This is a genomic window from Paenibacillus sp. FSL H8-0315, from assembly GCF_038005365.1.
Lineage (GTDB): Bacteria > Bacillota > Bacilli > Paenibacillales > Paenibacillaceae > Paenibacillus_AQ > Paenibacillus_AQ odorifer.
In genome coordinates, this window is record NZ_JBBOTA010000001.1 from 2,792,093 (window position 1) to 2,812,419 (window position 20,327).

Below are 20,327 nucleotides of genomic sequence, written 5' to 3' on the forward strand. Positions count from 1 at the left end.
CAATCGGACTCAGGAGACACTATTAGTGAATTTATTGGTGTATTAAGATCCTATCGGACTCCAAGGACTCTATTTTCCAAGAAACGGAGTAGGTACGTGGTATTTTTCACCAATAGTGACCCTGGTGTCCGATAGCTTTCAAAATAGGGCTAATTCTAGAAAATAAGGTTTCCTGTGGACCTCTGTCAAGAAAGTGGACAGTCACGCAACAGACATTCTAGTCAATTGCTCAGCAAAACGAACTGGAGAAAGATACCCCAGCGCGCCATGCATTCGCTTGCGGTTATAGTAAAACTCAATATATTGAAAAAGTGTCTGGTAGGCTTGCTCCTTAGTTTTGAATCGCGGATTACAATAAATGAGCTCCTTTTTCAAAATGCTGTGCCACGACTCGATACAGGCGTTATCATAACAGTTACCTCTGCGGCTCATGCTGGACTCCATGCCATACGCTTTCAACTGCTTCGTGTATTCATGAGAAGTATATTGAGAACCTCTATCGGAGTGATGTAATAGACCCTTTTCCGGTTGTTTAGCTTCGTAAGCATCTTGTAAAGCGCCCAAAATCAAGCTAGTTTCCATATGGTTCTCCAAACGCCACCCCACGATTTCGCGCGTGCAAAGGTCCATCACACTTGCCAGGTACAAGCGCCCTCCCCGGCAAGGAATGTAAGTAATGTCGGTAACCCATACTGAATTGGGTTTGAGTATTTTAAATTGCTGGTTCAGCGTATTCGGGGCAATCGGATGGTCATGATTGGAGTCGGTGGTCTGTACGCGATACGTTTTGGAGACAATGGAGCGAAGCTTCATATGTCGCATGTACACACTCACCGTGCGTTCGGTAACGGTATAACCTTCTTGATGTAACAGGCGGGTGATCTTCGGACTCCCATACCGCTTTTGATGGTCTGCAAAATGATACTGAATTCGCTTCATTATCGCAGCCTTACGAAGCATATGCGTACTGGTTTTTTCTGTCCGCCACTTGTAGTACCCGCTCCGTGACACATGTAGGGTCATGCACATCTTCTCCAAGAGAAACTCGGAGCGATGTTTTTCAATAAACTGGAATCTCAGTTCCTTGGTTTGCTGAAGATGTGCACTGCTTTTTTTACGATCGCTAATTCCTCTTCCACATCGGCAATCTTGTTATCTTTTTCTTGAAGTTGCCGACGCATCTCCTTCAACTGTGCCTCGAGTTCCCGTACTCGATCCACGCTAGCTGCCGGTTCATTCTTTAGTTCTCGATACTGGCTCATCCATTGATGCAGGGTACTTTTTGGGATGTTGAGCTCTTCCGCCAAGTCGCCCACTGTCTTTGTTTGCTCTTGAATGAACTGCACTGTCTGTTTTTTAAATTCTTCGTTATACCGTTGTCGATGTTCTCCCATGTGAACACACCTCCGTGGACTCATTATCGCCAGTCTGTTAACTAGTGTCCACTTTTTATTCTAGCTTCACTGAGTCCGATACAACATTGGAACTGTAAAAGAAAACTTGGATTCATCTTTCGAATCGAGTTTCCCTTATAACAAAGAGTGCCCCCACAGCTATACCAATGTTGTGGGGGCATCATTTATTCTCGATTACGCACCATGAGTTGGAGTTTCTATTTTTGCCGTACCTTTACGCTCTTTTGCCGATTTACGGAAGTAGAACAACTCGTAAATCGCCGGCACTACAATCAGCGTAAGCAGTGTTGCTGCGGTTAAACCGCCAATGACTACAATCGCCAAGCTTTGCGAGACGATGCTGCCCATCTCGGCATGGCCGAACAGCAGCGGTGTCATGGCGCAGATGGTGGCAATCGCCGTCATGAGAATCGGACGCATCCGTGTTCCGGCAGCTTCTAGAATAGCCTCGTGGATACTCATATTGGCTTCATTTTGCTTAATCCGGTCAATGAGCACAATGGCATTCGTAACAACAATACCTATTAACATCAACGCCCCGAACAGAGCAGTGAAGTCAGGCGTTACACCGGAAACGATAAGTCCAACAATCGCACCAATCGCCGCGAGCGGCAAGGAGAACATAATCGCCAGTGGAGCCCGAAGGGTTTTAAAGGTGAGTACCATAATCAGATACACCAACCCGATGGAGATCAATGCCGTCATACCCAGGTCGTTGAAATCCTCTGACTGATCAACTGACGCTCCGCCTGCAAATAAGGTCACGCCTTTCGGAAGTGTAAGACTATCGGTTTCTTTTTTAATATTCGCACCGATCTCAGATACCTTCTTCGGATCAACCTCTGCTGTAATTCGTACATACGGCTTCCCATCTTTATGGAACAACATTGCCGGTTCATTCCGAACCTCGTAAGTTGCGAGCTGAGACAGTGGCTTCAGCCCCTCAGCCGTCATGAGCGTCAGCGCTTTTAAATCCTGCTCCGTTTGCGGCTGAACCATAGGATCTAACACTACACCTGCTGCGTCACCATCGAGCTCAATTTGCCCCATTGGAATCGGATTAAGCATCGCTGACAGCTGCATTGAAATCTCTTGCGCATTACTTTGCGCCGGATCTACCTTAAAGGAAAATACAGGTTTCGTGTCCTCCATATTGCTGCTGACTTTTTGAATTCCCTCTACGGTCTTCAGCTTAGCGGTGACTTCTGTTGCTACAGTAGTAATATCTGTAAGATTATCTCCGACAATATCAATATATTCACTGGTAGAGCTGGATCCCATCATACTCATTTGGTTAGCAACAAGTGTTGCTCCAGTGTATGAATCTTTTACCTCACGAACATGATCAATAAAAGCCTGAGCATCTGCACCTTTTTTCATAACAACGGTATAGTCCACTAAGGTTTCAGAGGTAACACTCCCCCACTTAGCGGCGTCCGCACTATTCCCTGATTGCATGATTACCGTTTCTGCTTGTGGCTGCTTCATCAAATCTTGTTCTAACTGCTTTCCCTTTTCCAAAATATCTTTGACAGGAACATCCTTCGGATAATTCATCTGAACAGAAACATAGCTGGCATCCGAAGCATCGAGCGCCCCTTTGGGCATAGTCACATAAGCAGCAATGGAGCCAATCAGAAGCAGGAGACCCAACGATAAGCTAACCCATTTACGGCGAAGATTCCAGTCCAGAAAGCGGATAAACCATTTAGAAGGTTCGTGTTCTTTCATTGATGTTCTTCTCAGCAGCCATGAGCTTAAAAGAGGAACAACCGTCAAAGCTACTACGAGTGAAGTAAGCAATGAATAGGTCACTGTTAAAGCAAACGGCAGTAGGAAAGCTTGCAAACTACCACGCAAAAGACCCATCGGCAAAAATACTGCTACGGTAGCAATGGTTGATGAGGTAATCGCTCTAGCCACTTCCCCAGTTGCACTAATAATCATTTCTCGGGAAAAGGGTTCTTTTTGCAGCCTACGGTAAATGTTCTCAATCACCACGATACTATCATCGACCAAACGGCCTACCGCAACCGCGACTCCCCCGAGTGTAATGATATTCAAGCTTATGCCGGAAATATTCAGCAGATATAAGGTGACTGCTAACGAAAGTGGGATGGATACTGCCGTAATCAGAGTAGCCCGCAGGTTACGCAGGAACAACAGAATCACAATCGTCGCAAATAATGCACCTAGCAATACCTCACGCATCATACTGTTCACCGAGCTAACTACCATATCCGATGTACTGAATACCACTGCTGCTTCTGCATTAGGAATGGTTGTATTAATATGATTTACGGCAGCCTGAATGTTATCTCCGACACTGACTGCATTCGCATTAGCCTCTTTGGTCACTATGGCGAATAGAACGTCTTTCCCGTTCGAACGGCTGACACTTTCCTGATCCTGCTTCAATTCGACAGCAGCGATATCCTGTAGCTTAACGCCCGCAGATACAGGAAGCTTTTTCAAAGTATCCATACTATCTATCGTAGAAACTACGTTAACATTGCCGGTCTGCCCACCAATCGTTTGCTCCCCAAGGGATGCCGATACATTACGTCCTTGAAGTAAACCTAATACTTGTGGAGTCGTGACTCCCTTCTCAGCCATTAATTTCGGGTCCAGCTTAACGCTGACCTGCGGAGTTACCTTACCATATAAAGCAACGTTCGCTACCCCTTCAGCTTTTTGCATCTCTGGAATGATAGTTTCTTCCGCAAGCTTAAGATTCTCTTTAGTCAGGCCTTCGTCAAAAGCAAGAGTAACCTGTGATACAGGAATCATGGAGGTATTCAACTGAAGTACAAAAGGAGCCATTACCCCTTCCGGGAACTTCAATGAATCGACGACCTTCTGGACCTCCTGTGCAGCATCCTTCATATTCGTTTTCGAATCATAAAAAATATTTACCTGCGCATATCCGTCTCCGGAAGTGGACAGTATTTCCTTCTTCCCTTTCACAAAAGCTGCTCCAGCTTCTATCGGCTTCGTTACATTAGTCTCCATAGCATGTGTATCCTGGCCAGGACCCAGCACAGTTACAGTCACTTGAGGATTATCCGCCTCTGGCATAAATTCCATCGGTAGCGAAGTGTAGCTCATCCCTCCCACCACAAGAGCCATGACTACTAAAAGCCCCACCGCAGCCTTGTTACCGAACGACCATTTTGTTAACCATTTCATTTCTTTTTCCCCTTCCACTCCACATGATTTCTGGCACTCCCCTTATGTCTGTTTGATTATGTATTAATTTCCATCCCGAGATTTAGTTTAGTCATTTTTGGCTGAACTCAAAACAGCCCTACGGCTGGTTTCGTACTCAGTCTTAAGACGGGGAACTTTCCCCTTCTGTAGACAGATCCCCGTCCTTATTCTTGATGATGGCAACTGGAACGTGAGCATAAAAAAAGAGCCCCGTTAGCCATATAAATGACCAACAGGACTCCCTTTTGTTATGGTTTATTTCCCTTCCGCACGTACTGGATCACGGAACATAAATTTCAATAGTGGCGGCGTTACAAGTGTAGTTACAATGACAACAATAATGACCGAAGTAAAATACTGTTGCTGTAACAAGCCGCTTTGCAGCCCTGTGGCGGCAATGATCAACGCAACTTCCCCCCGTGAAATCATCCCAGACCCAATAATGGCAGACGAGTGGTTATCAAAGCCTGTAAGACGCGCACCCAGACCGCCACCAAACAGCTTGGTCAGAATGGCAACAACCGTAAGCAAGATCACGAAGCCTATTTGACTGCCTACTCCTTCAAAGGAAACACTAAGTCCGATACTTACAAAAAAGACCGGCACAAAAATCGAATAAGCAATCGGCTCGAGCTTGGATTCTACCGTGTGCTTAAAGGAAGTTTGCGAGATAGCAATCCCAGCCGCAAAGGCACCAATGATTCCTGCCATCCCCATGATTTCAGCAAAATAGGCGAATGCGAAACAAATCATTAACGCTGCTGAAATAATCGCCTCTGTCACCTTCAACGGAGCCATCCATTTCATGACCCGAGGAACAATGAACCAGCCGGCAATAATCGCTACGGCAAAGAACAACACCTTTTTCCCAATTAAAAGACCAATAGAAACGTCTGTACCTGTACCAAAAAAGCTCATCAGAACAGCGAGCAAAATAACAACTAGAATATCATCTACTACGGCAGCCCCCAGAATTGTAGAGCCTTCACGTGTGTTCAGCTTATTCATATCTTTTAACACCTGCACCGATATGCTGACCGATGTTGCACTAAGAATAACGCCCATAAACAAAGCATTATGATAAGCAAAACCAAACATTTCTCCTAAGGCGAACCCACCCAAAAAGGGTAATATAATTCCACCGACGGCTACTGCAAAAGCTGATTTCCAGTTCTTGCGCAATTGATCCAGATCCGTCTCAAGCCCCGCTATGAACATTAACAGTAGAACACCGATCTCAGAGATATAATGAATAAACTCTCCATCCTGAACCCAGCCCAGTACCGCAGGCCCCAGTATGATTCCCACAATAAGCTTACCTAGCACAGCTGGTTGCCCAAGCCGCACAGATAGATCACCAGCTACTTTGGTGAACAATATGATCAGCATAAGATATAAAACAAACTCCATCTTTCAATCCACTCCCTTGTTGTATATAAGAACTGCCAACCAGGAGCTTCTCCAAGCCAAAAAAAGACAAAGAGGAGCCCTTGTTGACAGGCTCCTCCAAAAAACAAATAATTATTCAATTTAACTTTATAAATTATATTATACCTATATTTAAAATAACTGTAAACCAGATGCGCCGATAATATAAATTATGCACATTTGATTTGTTCTAGAATTGAATTGCTTATTTCAGATAGAACACTTCACGTAAGGGCTGCATAGGCACCTCATCATTGAAATCAAATGAACCTTCAACCATCTTAGAGGTAATCGCATTCCAGCGGTTGCAAGCATCACTTTTGGCAATGTAATCAAAAGCCGCCTTACTATCCTCACACTCATAACAGTAAAAAAATTGATTGCCATTCTGAAAGATGGAATAGTTAGAAATACCAGCCTTACTGTGCTCCTCCAAAATTTCTGGCCAAGGATTTAAATGCATAGCTACATACTCCTCTAAACATTCTTCCTTCACCCGCCATGTCCAAGCCAATTTATTGCTGCTCATCTGCTCATCCTCCTAGAAATCCCCTCTTTTACACATATTAAGAACTAGGGACATTTGATACCTATTATTGTACCTGAATAGAGTAGTCCAAGCTATGCATATCTATATGATCTGTAAATTTTTTAAGCGTTAATTCCGGCTTCACTCGGACGTAGAATAGCAGAACCAATCGCCAGCAGCACCGCGGCCATAAGACCCAAGATGGCAAAAGGCAGCCATAATTCATTCCAGCCTCCACCTGTAGCAGCGATATCGATCGCTTGGATCGCCCATTTTTGCGGTACAAAATTAGCTGCCTTCTGCATATAATCCGGCATAATGGATAACGGCCAGAAACAGCCTCCAAGCATACAGGTCGGGGTCAGGATCAGCGAATTAAGCATGCCAGTATTATTGGGATTGCGAATCAGACCTGCTACCGTACTGGCTAAGCCCATGGAAACGAGCATAAATGCTGCAAGAACCAAAAAATACAAGTAGAGCGGTAATCCAAAGTCAAACTGCAGTACATAACGGCCCAAAGCAAGTACTACAACAATTTGAATTAACCCAACAATGAAGCTTCCCAGAAAATTACCGAGGGCAATCTCATACGAACGAACCGGGGCACTGAACATACGTTTCATCGTTCGTTCTCTTCGATCATCCATAATAAGCGACACTGAACTTGTAACCAGCCCCATTAAGAACATCAAAGTAAATCCTGTGACGATGCTTAAGCCCTCTTTTGGATATAAATCATAATCTGTTCTTATACTGCCTACACTATGTTGCTCAGCTCTTTGCATTACGGCAGCAAACTGTGAGTCCGAGTCCGTAGCCTCAGTCCGAGCTGCTCCAATTAGTCCAGCAGTGTTTCGCATTTCATCAGCAATTACACTGATTTTCATTTTTACCATAATGGATGTTTCAGTAGCCTTAAGCTCATACACACTAATTTGTGGCTCTTCTCCAGCAAGCAGTGCGGAGGTGAAGTTTTGCGGTATCAAAATACCGGCTTCTCCGTTCTGATCGATAATACTCTCCCTCAAATCAGCCTCATCTGTCTTCTCTACCAGCTTATAATCACCAGTATTCTCCAGCTCGGTAAGCAAATGTTTGCCCGCTGCACCATCGTCCATATTCGAATATAAAATAGTAGCCGGTCTCTCACCCATACTTCCACTAATTGCTACTACCCCGGCCACGACAAGACATGGCAGAAGAATATACGAAAGCAGCCCATTCCGAGAACCAATCGTTCTTTTCACCATATTCCAAGCAATCGTTAAGATCTTATCCATGGTAACCTACCTTCCGGTACGAGATAACCGCTGCACTGAATAGAACCAGACAGATGATCGACAAGACCAGCAGACTCGGCAAAATCTCTGAGACCTCTGCATGCAGCATCATTTTTAGAACAGCTTGTAGTACCCAGTGATTCAGGGTAAATGCCCCGACCGAGTTCACCCATGATTCCGGAAGTGGAGCCATCCCTCCACTAATGAAGGTCATGACCACAGTGATAACATTAACAATACTTCCTGCACTTGCTTTAGTTTTGCTAAACATTGAAATAACAATCGATAATGTCATGGAAGCTATGATCATTAAAAGACAGAAGAGCAGCAGCAAGCCCGGACGATTGCCCCAATTTACGCCAAACAACAAATGAGTCAGGATAATAATCGCTGCGCACTGCACTACACTTACAACCCCTACGCCTAGCATTTTACCAATAAACAGCTCAGAACCTTTTACCGGCATTGAAGTTATTCGGAAGAGGGTATGATTTTCTTTTTCATTAAAAAGAGAGCTGCTGACGGTCAAACCGCTATATAGCAGAAACATCAGCATCATGGATACCGCATAGAATTGGGAGGCTGTATAGGATCGGCCACCTTCACTGAGCGCCCCAACCTTAACAGAAGGCTGCTCTCCCAAACTTGGTGCAGTAGCGGTCAAAGCTTCTGGACCCAACGTCATAGCTACGGATTGCTTATAGTTAATATTGTTCAAAAAGTTATCGAATACCGTCCCCGCAACCATATTATCTGTCCGATCTTTGCCCAGAACAAACTCTAGCTTTGCAGTTTCGCCGCTTTGTACTTTCTTATCGAAGCCTAGGGGAATAATAACCGCATAACCATATTTCCCGGCGCGCAGGCCACTTTCCGCTGTCTCTCGGCTCCCTACTTTGACCGGAATAATGATATCCTTAAGCTCCGGCGTCTTCAAAAAGCTGTCTATCATCGCCGAGCTTTCATACCCTTCTCCAGAAAGATTAACTACACCAACACGTACAGGGTCAATCTTAGACGCTGCCTTATCACCGATTACACTGGAGAGGGAAGCACCCAGCAGAAAGATCAAAAGCAGCGGTAGCAGAAACATATTAATGATGATTGAGCGTGAAATAAACAGCCTGCGAAGCTCATAAAGCATAATTGTCCAAATATTTCTCAAAGCGTTCTCTCCCTCCTTTAATCGCGCAATGTCCGTCCTGTCAAACTAAGGAATAATGTCTCCAGATCCGGCTCCTCAATATTTAAAGAACCAATAATGCCTTCATGTTTAGCAAAAATAAATAAGATATCCTGCAGCTCATCCTGTGAGGAGGGGAGATACATTTCTACCGTTCCCTCTTTACTTTCCACTCTCGTGATCCGCGGGTGTAGACTAAGCTCATTGATTAGCTCCGGGGTGATGTTCGTTGCTTTGACCACTATTTTTTCTTCCTGAGAAACCCGTTCCCGCAGCTCCTTTTCCGTGCCACAAGCAATGATATGTCCCTTATCCATAATCGCTACCCGATCACAAATGGCTGCAACCTCTTCCATATAATGACTAGTGTAGATGACGGTTGAGCCAAGCCGATTCAGCTCTTTGACCGACTCAAGGATATGATTACGAGACTGCGGATCAATCCCTACGGTCGGCTCATCCATAATAATCAGCTTTGGATGATGCATGATGGCACAAGCGATATTCAAACGTCTTTTCATCCCTCCGGAGAAGGTGGCTGGTTTTTCTTTGGCCCGGTCACTAAGTCCTGTGAAAGCAAGAGCTTCCGCCACCCGCTCTTTCAGCAATTTCCCCCGCAAGCCATACAATCTTCCGAAAAAAGTTACATTTTCAGCTGCTGTCATTGTATTGTACAAAGCCAAATCCTGCGGAACCAAACCGATCTTTTTCTTAACCTCCAGTGCATACGAAGAGACTGATAACCCATCAATAACAATGTCTCCACTATCAATCTTTAGCAGGCCGCAAATCATACTTATAGTTGTACTTTTACCTGCCCCGTTCGGGCCTAGCAGGCCAAAGATCTCTCCTGCTTGAATCGTAACATTCACATGATCTACCGTTAATTTGTTCTCATACCGTTTCACCACATCGGTCAACACCGCGATTGCCATCTTTTATCTCCCCTGTCGTGTGTGCTTCTATATTTTCAATTTTATTCTAGGTTGAATTTTTACGGATGTACGAAAGGTCATTTTTTGAAGGTGACTAAAGTCATCTCCTGAAGTAGTGGGATAATATGCTAAGATTATTAAAAAACATAAAGGATGACTAAGGCGTGCCCAGAGAGCTAAACTTATTGCGTTACGGACTCATCTTAATCCCTGCGTTTATTACCATTTATGTCTATCAATATAACGATTATGGAATCTTCACGCTGCATATCCTGATGCTTCTATTCCTTGTGGTCATGGTGCCAAAGCTCCCTCGATCCATTCATGCTTTGATTAGTATCATTGAAATCTTGTTCACGGCCTGGTTATGTTATCAATATGGTAGCATGATGATTTTCCCCGCTATATCAGCACTGCTTTATTATTCCAGACTCCAGCCTAAAGCAGTGCCTTACGTGTTCACAGGTGTACATCTGATAGCTTTGAACGTTGCACTCAAGAATTCTCCATCACTCGTAGTGACTTACATTAACTTTTCATTTCTGCTCACTGCCTACCTAAATAAGCTATTATTGAAAGCTGGCCAGCGGCGCGAAGACACTCTTCTTCTATATGATGAGTTGCGCAAAAAGCATTTCGAGCTTGATGAAGCTCGCATCCGCCTGCTGGAGTTCAGCGCGCAAGTAGAAGAGTCTGCCCAGTCCAAAGAGCGCGTCCGAATCTCACGCCAGCTCCATGACGATATCGGCCACCGGCTAATCCGGATTAAAATGATGATGGAGGCCGCCCTCCAGACCTTACCTACCTCTCCCGAGAGCGGAATGCAAATGATGGAACTGATTCGTGACCAGCTGTCGGCCAGCATGGACGATATGCGGTCCGCAGTTAAACGTATCAACTACACTCCGAAGCTTGAGGGAGCTTATGCGTTAGACCGGCTGCTCGAAGAGATTGGGCGTGAGACGGGGACCGAGACCTCATACCAAGTTCAGGGCATACCTTATCCGCTCTATCCTAGTATCCAAGTGATCCTGTACAAAAACGCCCGTGAGGCTATAACCAACGCCTTGCGGCATGGAAAAGCAACGTCCATCCGGATCAAAATTGACTACGCGCAAGCAGGAATCACTATGGAGGTTAGCAACAATGGATCACTTCCAGAAGAAGAGAAGCTCCGCAAATTATTGGGCCGTGGTGGGGACGGGATGAAAGGCATGTACGAGCGCACTCATCTGATCGGCGGAACACTCGAACTAAGGCAGGAGCCACATTTTACAGTCATTACGCGGCTGCCCATTTATAAGCAAGATGAGATTGTATAACGAAAGGAGCCATGCTAATGATTAAAGTGTTAATTGTTGATGACGACCCCTTTATTCGCCAAAGTCTGCAAGTATTGCTAGGGATGGACCCAGATATTGAAGTTGTTGGAGCAGCTTGTGAAGGTAACGAAGCCTTGGAATTACTACAAGAAGGATTAATGGCCGATGTGGCTCTGATGGATATCCGCATGCCCGGCTGCGGTGGCGTTGAAGGAACGGAGAAGATTAAGCAGGCTTTTCCGCAAATTGCGATATTGATGCTGACCACCTTCGACGACGATGAATATATCATTGAGGCACTACGTAACGGAGCTAGTGGATATTTGCTCAAAAACATACCGCCAGACCGGATCATCCAGGGCATTAAAACGGTTTTTGAAGGGAACATGCTTATCCACCCTGATATCGCCCGCAAGCTGGCAACCTTTCTGCAGCCTACGGCACGGCAAGAATTGCCACAGGTACAGCCACTGGAATCCTTCGGATTGACCAAAACAGAGCTGGCTGTAGTGGCTTCTATCGCTGAGGGGCATAGCAACAAAGAAATCGCCGGACAGCTTTTTTTAAGCGAGGGTACCGTCAAAAATTACATAACGGATATATTAAGCAAATTAGAGCTCCGCGATCGTACGCAAATTGCAATTTTTTATTTGAAGAATAGGCAAGGCTGAACTAGTAACATATAGCATATGAATAGTCCACTGCCAAAGTTAGTTTTTCTTACGGACTCCAGTGACGCGCTGCTCCTTGGCGCGGGTTCGGACTCCAGCGACGCTATTCCTTGGGTGTGGGCTCGGACTCCAGTGACGTTACTCCTTGGGCGCGGGCTCGGACTCCAGTGACATTACTCCTTAGGCGCCGGTTCGGACTCCAGTGACATTACTCCTTGGACGCGGGTTCGGACTCCAGCGACGCTATTTACAATTTTATCGGCTTTTGAGCAGAGTTTCGGACCCCAGCGACGTTATTCCTCAGAAAGAGGCTCATTTGGGGTATTTTTGATGCCAATAGCGGCTTTGGGGTCCGTTACCATTCTAAAAAAGCCAAAATGCTGCGATTAGGGGCAACTGGGTCCGATAGCAACTTCTCGCACGCGAAATTACCATCTAATCAAAAACAAAGATACCCCATTCACCATTTCATGGCTTATGGGGCATCTTCTAGTTATCCTTCCGCTGATTCCTGCTTGGCTTCAGTGGTTTTTTTTCGTTTAAGTTGGCCGTCCGGAAGGTTCCGACTGCGTATGCCTGTCTTCATCCCGATGATGCTGTAGATGCTGGAAGGCTTCGCCTCAGCGGTAATCATCCCATCTGTCTCCGGCACCAAAATAATACCGAGCTGATGGTGATCCCCATCATAGATCGGGCTTTGAAGGTATTTGCTCTCCCCTTCACGGTTCAGCACCTCCAGCTTGCAGAACGCTGGATTCATGCGCAGCGCCTCATGTAGCTGCGCCGCATCGGTCAACAGGACCCCGTTGACCTTCAGTAAGATCTCGCCGGGCAGGATGCCCAGCTCTTGACCGGGACTGCCCGGCAGCACGGCCAGCACTTTGCGGCCGCGCGGTGGATGCACGAAGATGGGGCTGATGCTGCGCTCTTCCAGAGCGCTGTACCAGCTTAACCCTTCGTGCAGCACAATAGCTGCGAGCGCCGCGACCAGAGTCAGCGGGCTCCACCAAGCGGCAAGCAGGCTTAAGCCGAGCAGGACGATGCTGTAGATCAGCAGCCGTCCTGCAGTGCGGGCCGCCTTGCGCCCGGGCAGCATGCCCTGTGTCATCTCGCTGAAGCCGATGATGACGGGCAAAGAGACGATGCCAAGGCTGCCGCCGAGCAGCGAGTGCCATGGCAAATCCGTTCCTGCTCCCGATGGGAGCAGCAGGAACAGCGGCAGCGGCCAGAAGGCCTGCAGCTGATAGCCGCCAACGACCATGCCGCGCTTCCCCTTCAGGAAGAGCGGCGTTGCAAGCTTGGCCCCTTGTCTGCGGGCCAGCAGTGCCTCCGCCATGTGCAGCAGCGCAGCTAACACTAGCAAAGCAGGAATATCCATCTCCCGTATGGCGATGGTAATATTCCCTACCGTTCCACTATCTAAAGCATCTGGAAAGAAAGAAATTACAAATTGAATGATACCTAACAAGCCTATAGAATACGCGAAGCACAAATACCGTACACGCAATAGTGACAACACGAGACTAACTACCCAAATGCAGGCTACAGCCGTACCTGATAATGATATTCCTAGCAGAACGGCTGCTATAGAGACGACCAAACCCATGACTAGACCACTCCATACCGTCCGCCACGTTTCCTGACCCCAGCTATGTAATTTCACATGTATCAGCTTTCGTTCTAATGCCACCTGCCTACGGTAATATAACGCAATAAATATAATAGCAATGTAGTAATACGGCTGGATCAATAAGTGTAAGAACGCAGTGCCCAAGCTTCCTAACAGTTCCTGAATCACATTCAAACTGTTCGTCACACTCCTTTTCGTCCGATGACTGATTTGTATATATTCTAATTCCTCTACGTCGGTTGGCATTTTCATATCTATAAGAAAAAAAGAAGGCTGAATTCAGCCTTCTTACTTTTTCGACGCTGCCGCCTTAATTTCCTTCTGAATCTCAGCAATCCCTTTATTCCGTTGGTTGTCGTGAACAGGGTCTTGAATGACCTTGATCAGCGCTGCTTCCAGCGCCTCGGCTGTCTTGGCGTCAATTATGCCTGTGACTTGGAGCTTTGCTGTACTTTGGAACTTCTTCACTGCGTCCTTAGTGCCAGCATCGAAATAGCCATCTTTACGTCCAGGCTTGTAACCCAAACCGTCCAGCATCGTCTGTGCACTCTTCACATCAGCGTTGTTCATATTATATTGCAGCGCCACGCTCTTGTTAATCGGAGCCACCGAGAAGTAATCCGGCTGCGCTACCGCGATATCAGGTTTAATGCCCTTACCGTGGATCCATGTGCCGTCTGGCGTAAGCCATTTGGCAATGGTAACTTTCAGCAAGCTGCCGTCTCCAAGCTGTTTGTCAAAGCTCGTCTGCACGGTACCTTTACCGAAAGAATTGTCACCGATTAGCTTAGCTCCTGCCGACTGCTGCAAAGCACCCGCCAATATTTCCGAAGCACTTGCGCTACCTTTATTCATCAGCACGACCACTGGATAAGCTTTACTCGATCCTTTTGAGGTACTAACTTCGCGTTTTTTGTCTTTATATTCTATTTGCACTATAGATTTTCCAGCTGGAACGAATTGCTCTGCCATTTCAATAACAATCGGAAGAACACCACCTGGATCATTACGGACGTCAATAACAAGTCCCTTCATGCCTTGCTTCTCCAGCTTCTCCAGCTCTTCCTTGAATCGTTCTGCGGTATTCAGGGAGAACTGCGTAACCTCGATTACACCCACATTGTCTTTTTCCATGGTAGCGTAGACTGTTTCGAGCTTCACATCATCCCGGGTAAGAACAAATTCGAGTGGCTCTACAGAGCCGGAACGTTGTATTTTCAAAGTGGCCTCACTGCCCTTAGGACCGCGAATCTTGGCAACAGCTGCATTCAGCTCCATGCCTTCCAGCGATTCACCGTTAACGGACAGAATAACATCTTTGGCCTGAATCCCAGCTTTCTCAGCAGGTGAGCCCTTGATCGGAGAGACCACGACTACCTTGCCATTATCCGAAGAGACCTCCGCACCGATACCTGAAAAGGAACCCTCAATGCTTTCTTCGAATTTCTCAGCTGTTTCTTTGCCCATATAGTTGGAATAAGGATCGCCCAGCGCTTCCATCATACCGTTGACAGCACCGTCTATCAGCTTCTCCCGATCTACTGTCTCGTAGTAATTGCTCTCAATCAGACTGAGAGCCGTTCCAAGCTTCTGGGATTCCTTCTGCTGAAGGCCAGTAACCTGCAATGCTGAGGCCAGTCCTTCTCCTGCAGCTTGTCCAATAACATGACTATAACCCGTCACGCCCAAGGTCACCAGACTACCGCATAGTAGGGCGGCGATAATCATAAACGCCGCTGTGCTTTTTTTTAACATGATGTTCCCACCGTCCCTTCTTGTCCATCTCGCAAACAACTCCATAAGTCCGTCCTGAAAGGTACGGTATCTCTTCCAGTATATGCCGTACGCTCAAATAATATGAGTTATAAGTTCTTAAAAATTAGAGATAAGGCATCGGATTTACTGTCTTGCCGTCGATCCGAACTTCAAAATGGAGATGGGGGCCCGTCGAATTACCTGTAGAACCGGATTCAGCAATCACATCCCCACGATTGACTCTATCCCCAGGACTAACCTTGATACCACCTTTACGGATATGTCCGTAGAGGGTCCAAACTCCGCCGCCATGATCAATAATTACACAATATCCATAACCGCTATACCATTCAGCTACGATTACCGTTCCCGAATCAGCCGCATGAATATTGGTTCCTTGTGGAACTGCAAAGTCTACCCCGGTGTGTACTTTCCCCTTCTCCCCCGTAATAGGGTGTGTCCGTGGTCCGTAGGAGGAGGAGATTCTTGCCGAGCCTACAGGGAGCAGGAAGGGTCCATCTCCACCAGCATACGCGGTTGAGGAGCTGGAGCTTGAACTGCTGCTTGCCTTGCTGGCTGCGGCTTTCTTGGCAGCTGCTGCTGCCCGGCGTGCCGCTTCTGCTTTGGCGGCTGCTGCTTTGCGCGCTGCTTCCTCAGCTTTAATCTTATCCTTCTGGGTTTCCAAAGCAGAACGTTCGCTTGCCAGCTTAACCAGCTTCTCGTTCTGCTCTTCACTTAGATCATCGCTTTCTTGAATCTGCTTATCATAAAATGCGATAAGCTCCTGCTTCTCCGCTTCCTTCTCTTTCAGCAGGCTTCTCTGATTTTCCAAGGAGGTGTATAACTGCTTGGCTTGAGCATATTGCCCCTCAAGCTCCTGCTTCTTCTCTACAACTGTCTGCTTGTCCAGCTTGTGTTGGACTAACAGCTCCTGATCCTGATCCACAATCATCTTAAGCGAATCGGTGCGGCCCAGAAAATCAGAGAAGCTTGTCGATGAGAGCAAAACATCTAGGTAAGACACCGCTCCATCCGTGTACATCAACCGGACACGGGATCCTAAGAGTTCTTCTCTTGAGGCCACTCGTGCCTCTGCTTCATCCAATTCCGTTGCTGTAACATTAAGAGATTCTTCTGTGTCGGAAATTTTGTTAGAGATTTCGGTCATTTTGCCTTTAACTTGATCCACTTGCTGCAATACATATTGTAAATTGATATTTGTCTTATTCTTATAGTGCTGCGCTTCCTGCGTTTGGGACTCCGCTTTCTCTTGCTGCGCCTTAGCTTCCTGCACCTCTTGTTGCAGCTGCTTTAATTGCTTATCGATTTCGGCAACACTTGTTTTTTTGGCATATCCATCAGAGGGTTGGAATATAGTGACAGCTAGTAACATTACGGCTAGTCCGGCGGCAATCTTCTTCAACTCGCACTCCCCATCCTTCACTCTTAAATTAAACTTTCAAAAACTTACGAATAGAAACCGTACTTCCCCAGACGCCGATCAACACACCTAGTCCAACTAACAGACCTACGAGCAGCAGCCAAATATCACTGAAAGGGATCAGCTGCAATCCGAGCATTGGATCTCCCTGTATCGAAGATTCCAAACCCTTGTAGCCGGCATATAAAACACCCGAAGTAATCAATGATCCAATGAGTCCAATTAATGCCCCTTCTATAAAGAAAGGCCAACGAATAAAATAATTTGTCGCGCCTACCAGCTTCATAATCCCAATCTCTTTACGCCGGGCAAGAATCGTTACCCGAATAGTATTGGAGATGAGGAACATAGACATAAGTGCCAGCCCCGCTACAAAAATAAAGCCAATGTTGCGTACGGCACGCGTAATTTTAAACAATGTTTCTATCGAGCCTTTGCCATATTTCACTTTGTAGATAGGCTGCTCGGTATGTGTCTTGTTAAGGGCTTGAATCTTCTCAGCCACAAAAGCAACGGTAGTAGGTTCAATAACCTCTACCTGAAGGGTATCTGGAAGCGGGTTATTGTCTTCATCGAACCCTTCCAGAAGCTCTGCTGCCTCCTCGCCCATATCTGCGCGGAGATCTTTAAGTCCCTGTTCCTTGGAGATGAACGTAATCTTGCTGATCTCCGGCATATTGCCAATTTCAGTCTGCAGGGTCTCACGCATCTTCTGATCTGTATTCAAAGCTAGATGCACTTTGATCTGTACCTGACTGTCTGCCTCATCAGCTACAGAATTTACGTTAAGAACAAGAAGAATAAATACACCTAGAACAAAAAGAGAAACAACAATCGAAGTGATTGAGGCGATCGACATCCAGCCATTACGGAATACGCTTTTGAAGCCTTCCCGCACATGTCGCAAGAAGGTTTTAAAACTCATAACCATATTCCCCTCTCGCTTGGTCTCTGACAATGTTTCCATTCTCAATCGCAAGCACCCGTTTGCGCATTTTGTTCACAATATCTCTGTTATGGGTAGCCATTACAATCGTTGTTCCACGAAAATTAATCTCGTCAAGCAGCTGCATAATGCCCCATGAAGTCTCGGGGTCTAAGTTACCTGTAGGCTCGTCCGCAATAATAACAGAAGGATTGTTGACGATAGCCCGTGCAATAGCGATCCGTTGCTGCTCACCACCAGAAAGCTGTGAGGGCTCACGATTCGCTTTACTTCTCAGCCCAACCAAATCAAGAACCTCATTCACACGTTTCTTGATGACTTTTTTCGGCGCTTCAATAACTTCCATAGCAAAAGCTACATTCTCGTATGCCGTCATTCTGGGCAAAAGCCGAAAATCTTGAAATACAACGCCGATATTACGGCGGACATAAGGGATTTTGCGTGGTTTTAGCTTTCCTATATTGAAACCTCCCACCGAAATCTGTCCTTTGGTAGGCACTTCTTCTCTATAAATCAATTTCATAAAAGTAGATTTACCCGCGCCGGAAGGGCCGACAACGTACACGAATTCATTGCGGTCGATTTTCACTGAAACTCCTTGCAGTGCGTGAGTTCCGTTAGGGTACGTTTTCCATACATCTTGCATCTCAATCATTTTCTCACTTCCCAATTATGACATTTTCCACTTGTGCGAATCGACATTGTCCACCTCAAGTTTCCATAAACTTCAATATTTCCGCAATGTATCTATTGTAACAAATCTGTAACTGATTGAGTACCCCGTAACTGCACGACTATTCGAAAGTTTTGTAGTGACTGGACATATACATATAAAAAAGCACCTAGCGGTGCCTGTTATCAGATGTCGTAACTCCCTTTATTAGAGACTACTTATTTCTTACTAATTTATTATCGGTATCCCACGAAGTGTTCTTTAAGTTCTGTTACAGGGCCGCGTCTGCTTAGCGCAATCCAAATCCCCAAAAGGAGATTAATCATGAAAAAAATCCATGCTGCCCTCATAGTGGTCATCGCACTCGTCCTTATCGGCTCCTGTATTTACGGAGGGCTTCATCTATATGGCAGCAAAACCACGCTTCCAAAGGGTACAACCCTTGCCGGCTGGCAGGTCGGAGGCATGACCCTCACCGAGGTCCGCTCCCAGCTGGATAAACGGCTGCATGCCCTCGAAACCGTCCCTCTAGTGCTAAAAGTGGAAGGCAATGCAGATCTCTCCCTAACCCTTAATAAGACTGGGTTGAGCTATGAAGCCTTTGCTTTTCAGCAGGGCTTAAAAGAGCTTGCCGAAGGAACGCTTTGGGAGCGGGTAAAGGCACGCTATAACTTCCCTAAGTTGTGGAAGCTTGAAACCCATCTGGAAATCGCACAATTTCAAAAGATTCTAAGTCCCAGTTGGGAGAAGGAGTCCTTTGGTGAACCAGTGGACGCTACACGACGAATTACAGGTGATGACCGAATCGTATATACTTCTGAGAAAACTTCCCTGGAGGTTGATTGGACAGCTCTGGAGACTTCCTTAGGAGCAGCTGCCCCCACCAGCTTTAATCATCTGAATGCCCTGCTGGAGAAGGGAATCACGATGGAGGTCCCTTTGTTAATCCTGCAGCCTGACATAACTTTAAAGAAATTAAAGGAACAAGGTATCGAGCGAAAAGTAATGCAGTTCAGCACCTCTCTAGGTGCAAGTGGACCTGGACGAAGCTACAACGTGGAAGCTGCTGCCAAAGCTGTGGATGGAACCATTCTCCCGCCTGGAGCCGTCTTTGATTATGGAAAAGCTATAGAAAAAGCAAAGGTGAATTACGGCTTCCGTGAAGCGCCGGTGATTGTGAACGGCAAGCTGCAAGCAGGTGTTGGTGGAGGGATCTGCCAAGTGTCGAGCACTCTTTACAATGCCGCACTGCGTATAGGGCTAGAAATTGTGGAACGCCGTAATCATTCCTTGCCCGTCAACTACTTGCCCAAAGGTCAGGACGCAACATTCGCTGAAGGTTATATCAACTTTCGTTTTCGCAATACGACTGGCAAATATCTCATAATTAAAGCAGCTGTGCAGGGTAAATCACTGACCATAAAGCTGTTCGGCACGTTTCCGCAAAATGTCACTTACAAAGTTCATTCAAAAACAGTAGAGGTACTCCCACCAGTCGATAAATACGTAAACGATTCTTCACTGCCTCGTGGCAGCTCACGCGTTATTCAAAATGGGAAAACCGGATATATTGTTGAAACCTACATTACAAAGTATGTTGACGGTAAATCCACTGAGGTGAATAAACTGTCCCGCGACGTATATTACGCACAAAAACGATTAATCGCCATTAATCGTGGAGGCGTGAGCAAATCCATAATCCCGGATGTCCCCCGAAAGCAGCTGGTGGAGGACGGCGTCCGCAGTGAATAGCTAACAACAAATAACCGGTCAGAGCCCCTAAGGTCTGATCGGTTATTTGTTGTTAGCAATCTATTTTACCTGTAGCTTACGTTACCCGGCTTTGAAATTTACGATTCAGGGGTACATTAGAAGTAGACCCATAATCAGAAAGGATGAACATCCT

The 20,327-nt window shown here is 46.2% G+C and carries 16 protein-coding genes; 3 read left to right on the forward strand and 13 right to left on the reverse strand.

The genetic code is table 11. The features are described 5' to 3' along the window. Positions 1-201: 201 nt before the first annotated feature. From MHB56_RS12185 to MHB56_RS12220, 8 genes are all read right to left on the reverse strand, one after another. Positions 202-1,128, reverse strand: coding sequence for an IS3 family transposase (locus MHB56_RS12185; RefSeq protein WP_340394351.1), 927 nt, complete (start codon positions 1,126-1,128; stop codon positions 202-204). After that, positions 1,077-1,394, reverse strand: coding sequence for a transposase (locus MHB56_RS12190; RefSeq protein ID WP_076305695.1), 318 nt, complete (start codon positions 1,392-1,394; stop codon positions 1,077-1,079). Before MHB56_RS12190 ends, MHB56_RS12185 begins: the two co-directional genes overlap by 52 nt. 195 nt (positions 1,395-1,589) lie before the next feature. Then, positions 1,590-4,604: an efflux RND transporter permease subunit gene (locus tag MHB56_RS12195; protein ID WP_341143616.1), complete on the reverse strand. Its 3,015-nt coding sequence runs from the start codon at positions 4,602-4,604 to the stop codon at positions 1,590-1,592. A 276-nt stretch (positions 4,605-4,880) separates the two neighbouring features. Further along, a complete protein-coding gene (locus tag MHB56_RS12200; RefSeq protein WP_076123814.1) occupies positions 4,881-6,035 on the reverse strand; it encodes a cation:proton antiporter in 1,155 nt (384 codons plus the stop codon). A 223-nt stretch (positions 6,036-6,258) separates the two neighbouring features. Next, a complete protein-coding gene (locus MHB56_RS12205) occupies positions 6,259-6,582 on the reverse strand; it encodes an L-rhamnose mutarotase (protein ID WP_038573529.1) in 324 nt (107 codons plus the stop codon). 122 nt (positions 6,583-6,704) lie between these two features. Further along, complete coding sequence (locus MHB56_RS12210) at positions 6,705-7,865, reverse strand: ABC transporter permease (RefSeq protein ID WP_076192450.1); 1,161 nt, start codon at positions 7,863-7,865, stop codon at positions 6,705-6,707. Further along, entirely contained in the window at positions 7,858-9,030 is a 1,173-nt protein-coding gene (locus MHB56_RS12215; RefSeq protein ID WP_341143617.1) for an ABC transporter permease, read from the reverse strand. The genes MHB56_RS12210 and MHB56_RS12215 overlap by 8 nt, the downstream gene beginning before the upstream one ends. 17 nt (positions 9,031-9,047) lie before the next feature. Further along, positions 9,048-9,983 (reverse strand): ABC transporter ATP-binding protein, encoded by a 936-nt coding sequence (locus MHB56_RS12220; RefSeq protein ID WP_076182161.1) that lies wholly within the window; start codon positions 9,981-9,983, stop codon positions 9,048-9,050. Positions 9,984-10,147: 164 nt separating this feature from the next. On the opposite strand from MHB56_RS12220, the gene MHB56_RS12225 reads away from it, so the two are divergent. Together MHB56_RS12225 and MHB56_RS12230 are read left to right on the forward strand one after the other, a co-directional pair. Beyond that, positions 10,148-11,305, forward strand: coding sequence for a sensor histidine kinase (locus MHB56_RS12225; RefSeq protein WP_341143618.1), 1,158 nt, complete (start codon positions 10,148-10,150; stop codon positions 11,303-11,305). Positions 11,306-11,322: 17 nt separating this feature from the next. Further along, a complete protein-coding gene (locus MHB56_RS12230; protein WP_076123821.1) occupies positions 11,323-11,976 on the forward strand; it encodes a response regulator transcription factor in 654 nt (217 codons plus the stop codon). Between the two features lie 493 nt (positions 11,977-12,469). On the opposite strand, the gene MHB56_RS12235 is transcribed toward MHB56_RS12230, so the two are convergent. The 5 genes from MHB56_RS12235 to ftsE form a co-directional block, all read right to left on the reverse strand. Next, positions 12,470-13,780 (reverse strand): PDZ domain-containing protein, encoded by a 1,311-nt coding sequence (locus MHB56_RS12235; protein WP_076192447.1) that lies wholly within the window; start codon positions 13,778-13,780, stop codon positions 12,470-12,472. A gap of 114 nt (positions 13,781-13,894) precedes the next feature. Beyond that, positions 13,895-15,361 (reverse strand): S41 family peptidase, encoded by a 1,467-nt coding sequence (locus MHB56_RS12240; RefSeq protein ID WP_076123824.1) that lies wholly within the window; start codon positions 15,359-15,361, stop codon positions 13,895-13,897. A gap of 124 nt (positions 15,362-15,485) precedes the next feature. Beyond that, a complete protein-coding gene (locus tag MHB56_RS12245; RefSeq protein ID WP_076123826.1) occupies positions 15,486-16,784 on the reverse strand; it encodes a murein hydrolase activator EnvC family protein in 1,299 nt (432 codons plus the stop codon). A 28-nt stretch (positions 16,785-16,812) separates the two neighbouring features. Continuing rightward, the gene (gene ftsX, locus MHB56_RS12250; protein WP_076123828.1) at positions 16,813-17,727 is read right to left on the reverse strand and encodes a permease-like cell division protein FtsX; all 915 of its coding nucleotides are present in this window, start codon (positions 17,725-17,727) and stop codon (positions 16,813-16,815) included. Continuing rightward, positions 17,717-18,403 (reverse strand): cell division ATP-binding protein FtsE, encoded by a 687-nt coding sequence (gene ftsE, locus MHB56_RS12255; RefSeq protein WP_036678556.1) that lies wholly within the window; start codon positions 18,401-18,403, stop codon positions 17,717-17,719. The genes ftsX and ftsE overlap by 11 nt, the downstream gene beginning before the upstream one ends. Before the next feature lie 342 nt (positions 18,404-18,745). On the opposite strand from ftsE, the gene MHB56_RS12260 reads away from it, so the two are divergent. Then, complete coding sequence (locus tag MHB56_RS12260; protein WP_076279160.1) at positions 18,746-20,173, forward strand: VanW family protein; 1,428 nt, start codon at positions 18,746-18,748, stop codon at positions 20,171-20,173. The last annotated feature ends 154 nt before the right edge of the window (positions 20,174-20,327 follow it).

Coding starts and splice junctions, on each gene's coding strand:
- ftsE (WP_036678556.1), bottom strand. CDS start 18,403: ATGATTGAGATGCAAGATGTATGGAAAACGTACCCTAACGGAACTCAC.
- MHB56_RS12210 (WP_076192450.1), bottom strand. CDS start 7,865: ATGGATAAGATCTTAACGATTGCTTGGAATATGGTGAAAAGAACGATT.
- MHB56_RS12260 (WP_076279160.1), top strand. CDS start 18,746: ATGAAAAAAATCCATGCTGCCCTCATAGTGGTCATCGCACTCGTCCTT.
- MHB56_RS12220 (WP_076182161.1), bottom strand. CDS start 9,983: ATGGCAATCGCGGTGTTGACCGATGTGGTGAAACGGTATGAGAACAAA.
- MHB56_RS12240 (WP_076123824.1), bottom strand. CDS start 15,361: ATGTTAAAAAAAAGCACAGCGGCGTTTATGATTATCGCCGCCCTACTA.
- MHB56_RS12195 (WP_341143616.1), bottom strand. CDS start 4,604: ATGAAATGGTTAACAAAATGGTCGTTCGGTAACAAGGCTGCGGTGGGG.
- MHB56_RS12205 (WP_038573529.1), bottom strand. CDS start 6,582: ATGAGCAGCAATAAATTGGCTTGGACATGGCGGGTGAAGGAAGAATGT.
- MHB56_RS12190 (WP_076305695.1), bottom strand. CDS start 1,394: ATGGGAGAACATCGACAACGGTATAACGAAGAATTTAAAAAACAGACA.
- MHB56_RS12230 (WP_076123821.1), top strand. CDS start 11,323: ATGATTAAAGTGTTAATTGTTGATGACGACCCCTTTATTCGCCAAAGT.
- MHB56_RS12200 (WP_076123814.1), bottom strand. CDS start 6,035: ATGGAGTTTGTTTTATATCTTATGCTGATCATATTGTTCACCAAAGTA.
- ftsX (WP_076123828.1), bottom strand. CDS start 17,727: ATGAGTTTTAAAACCTTCTTGCGACATGTGCGGGAAGGCTTCAAAAGC.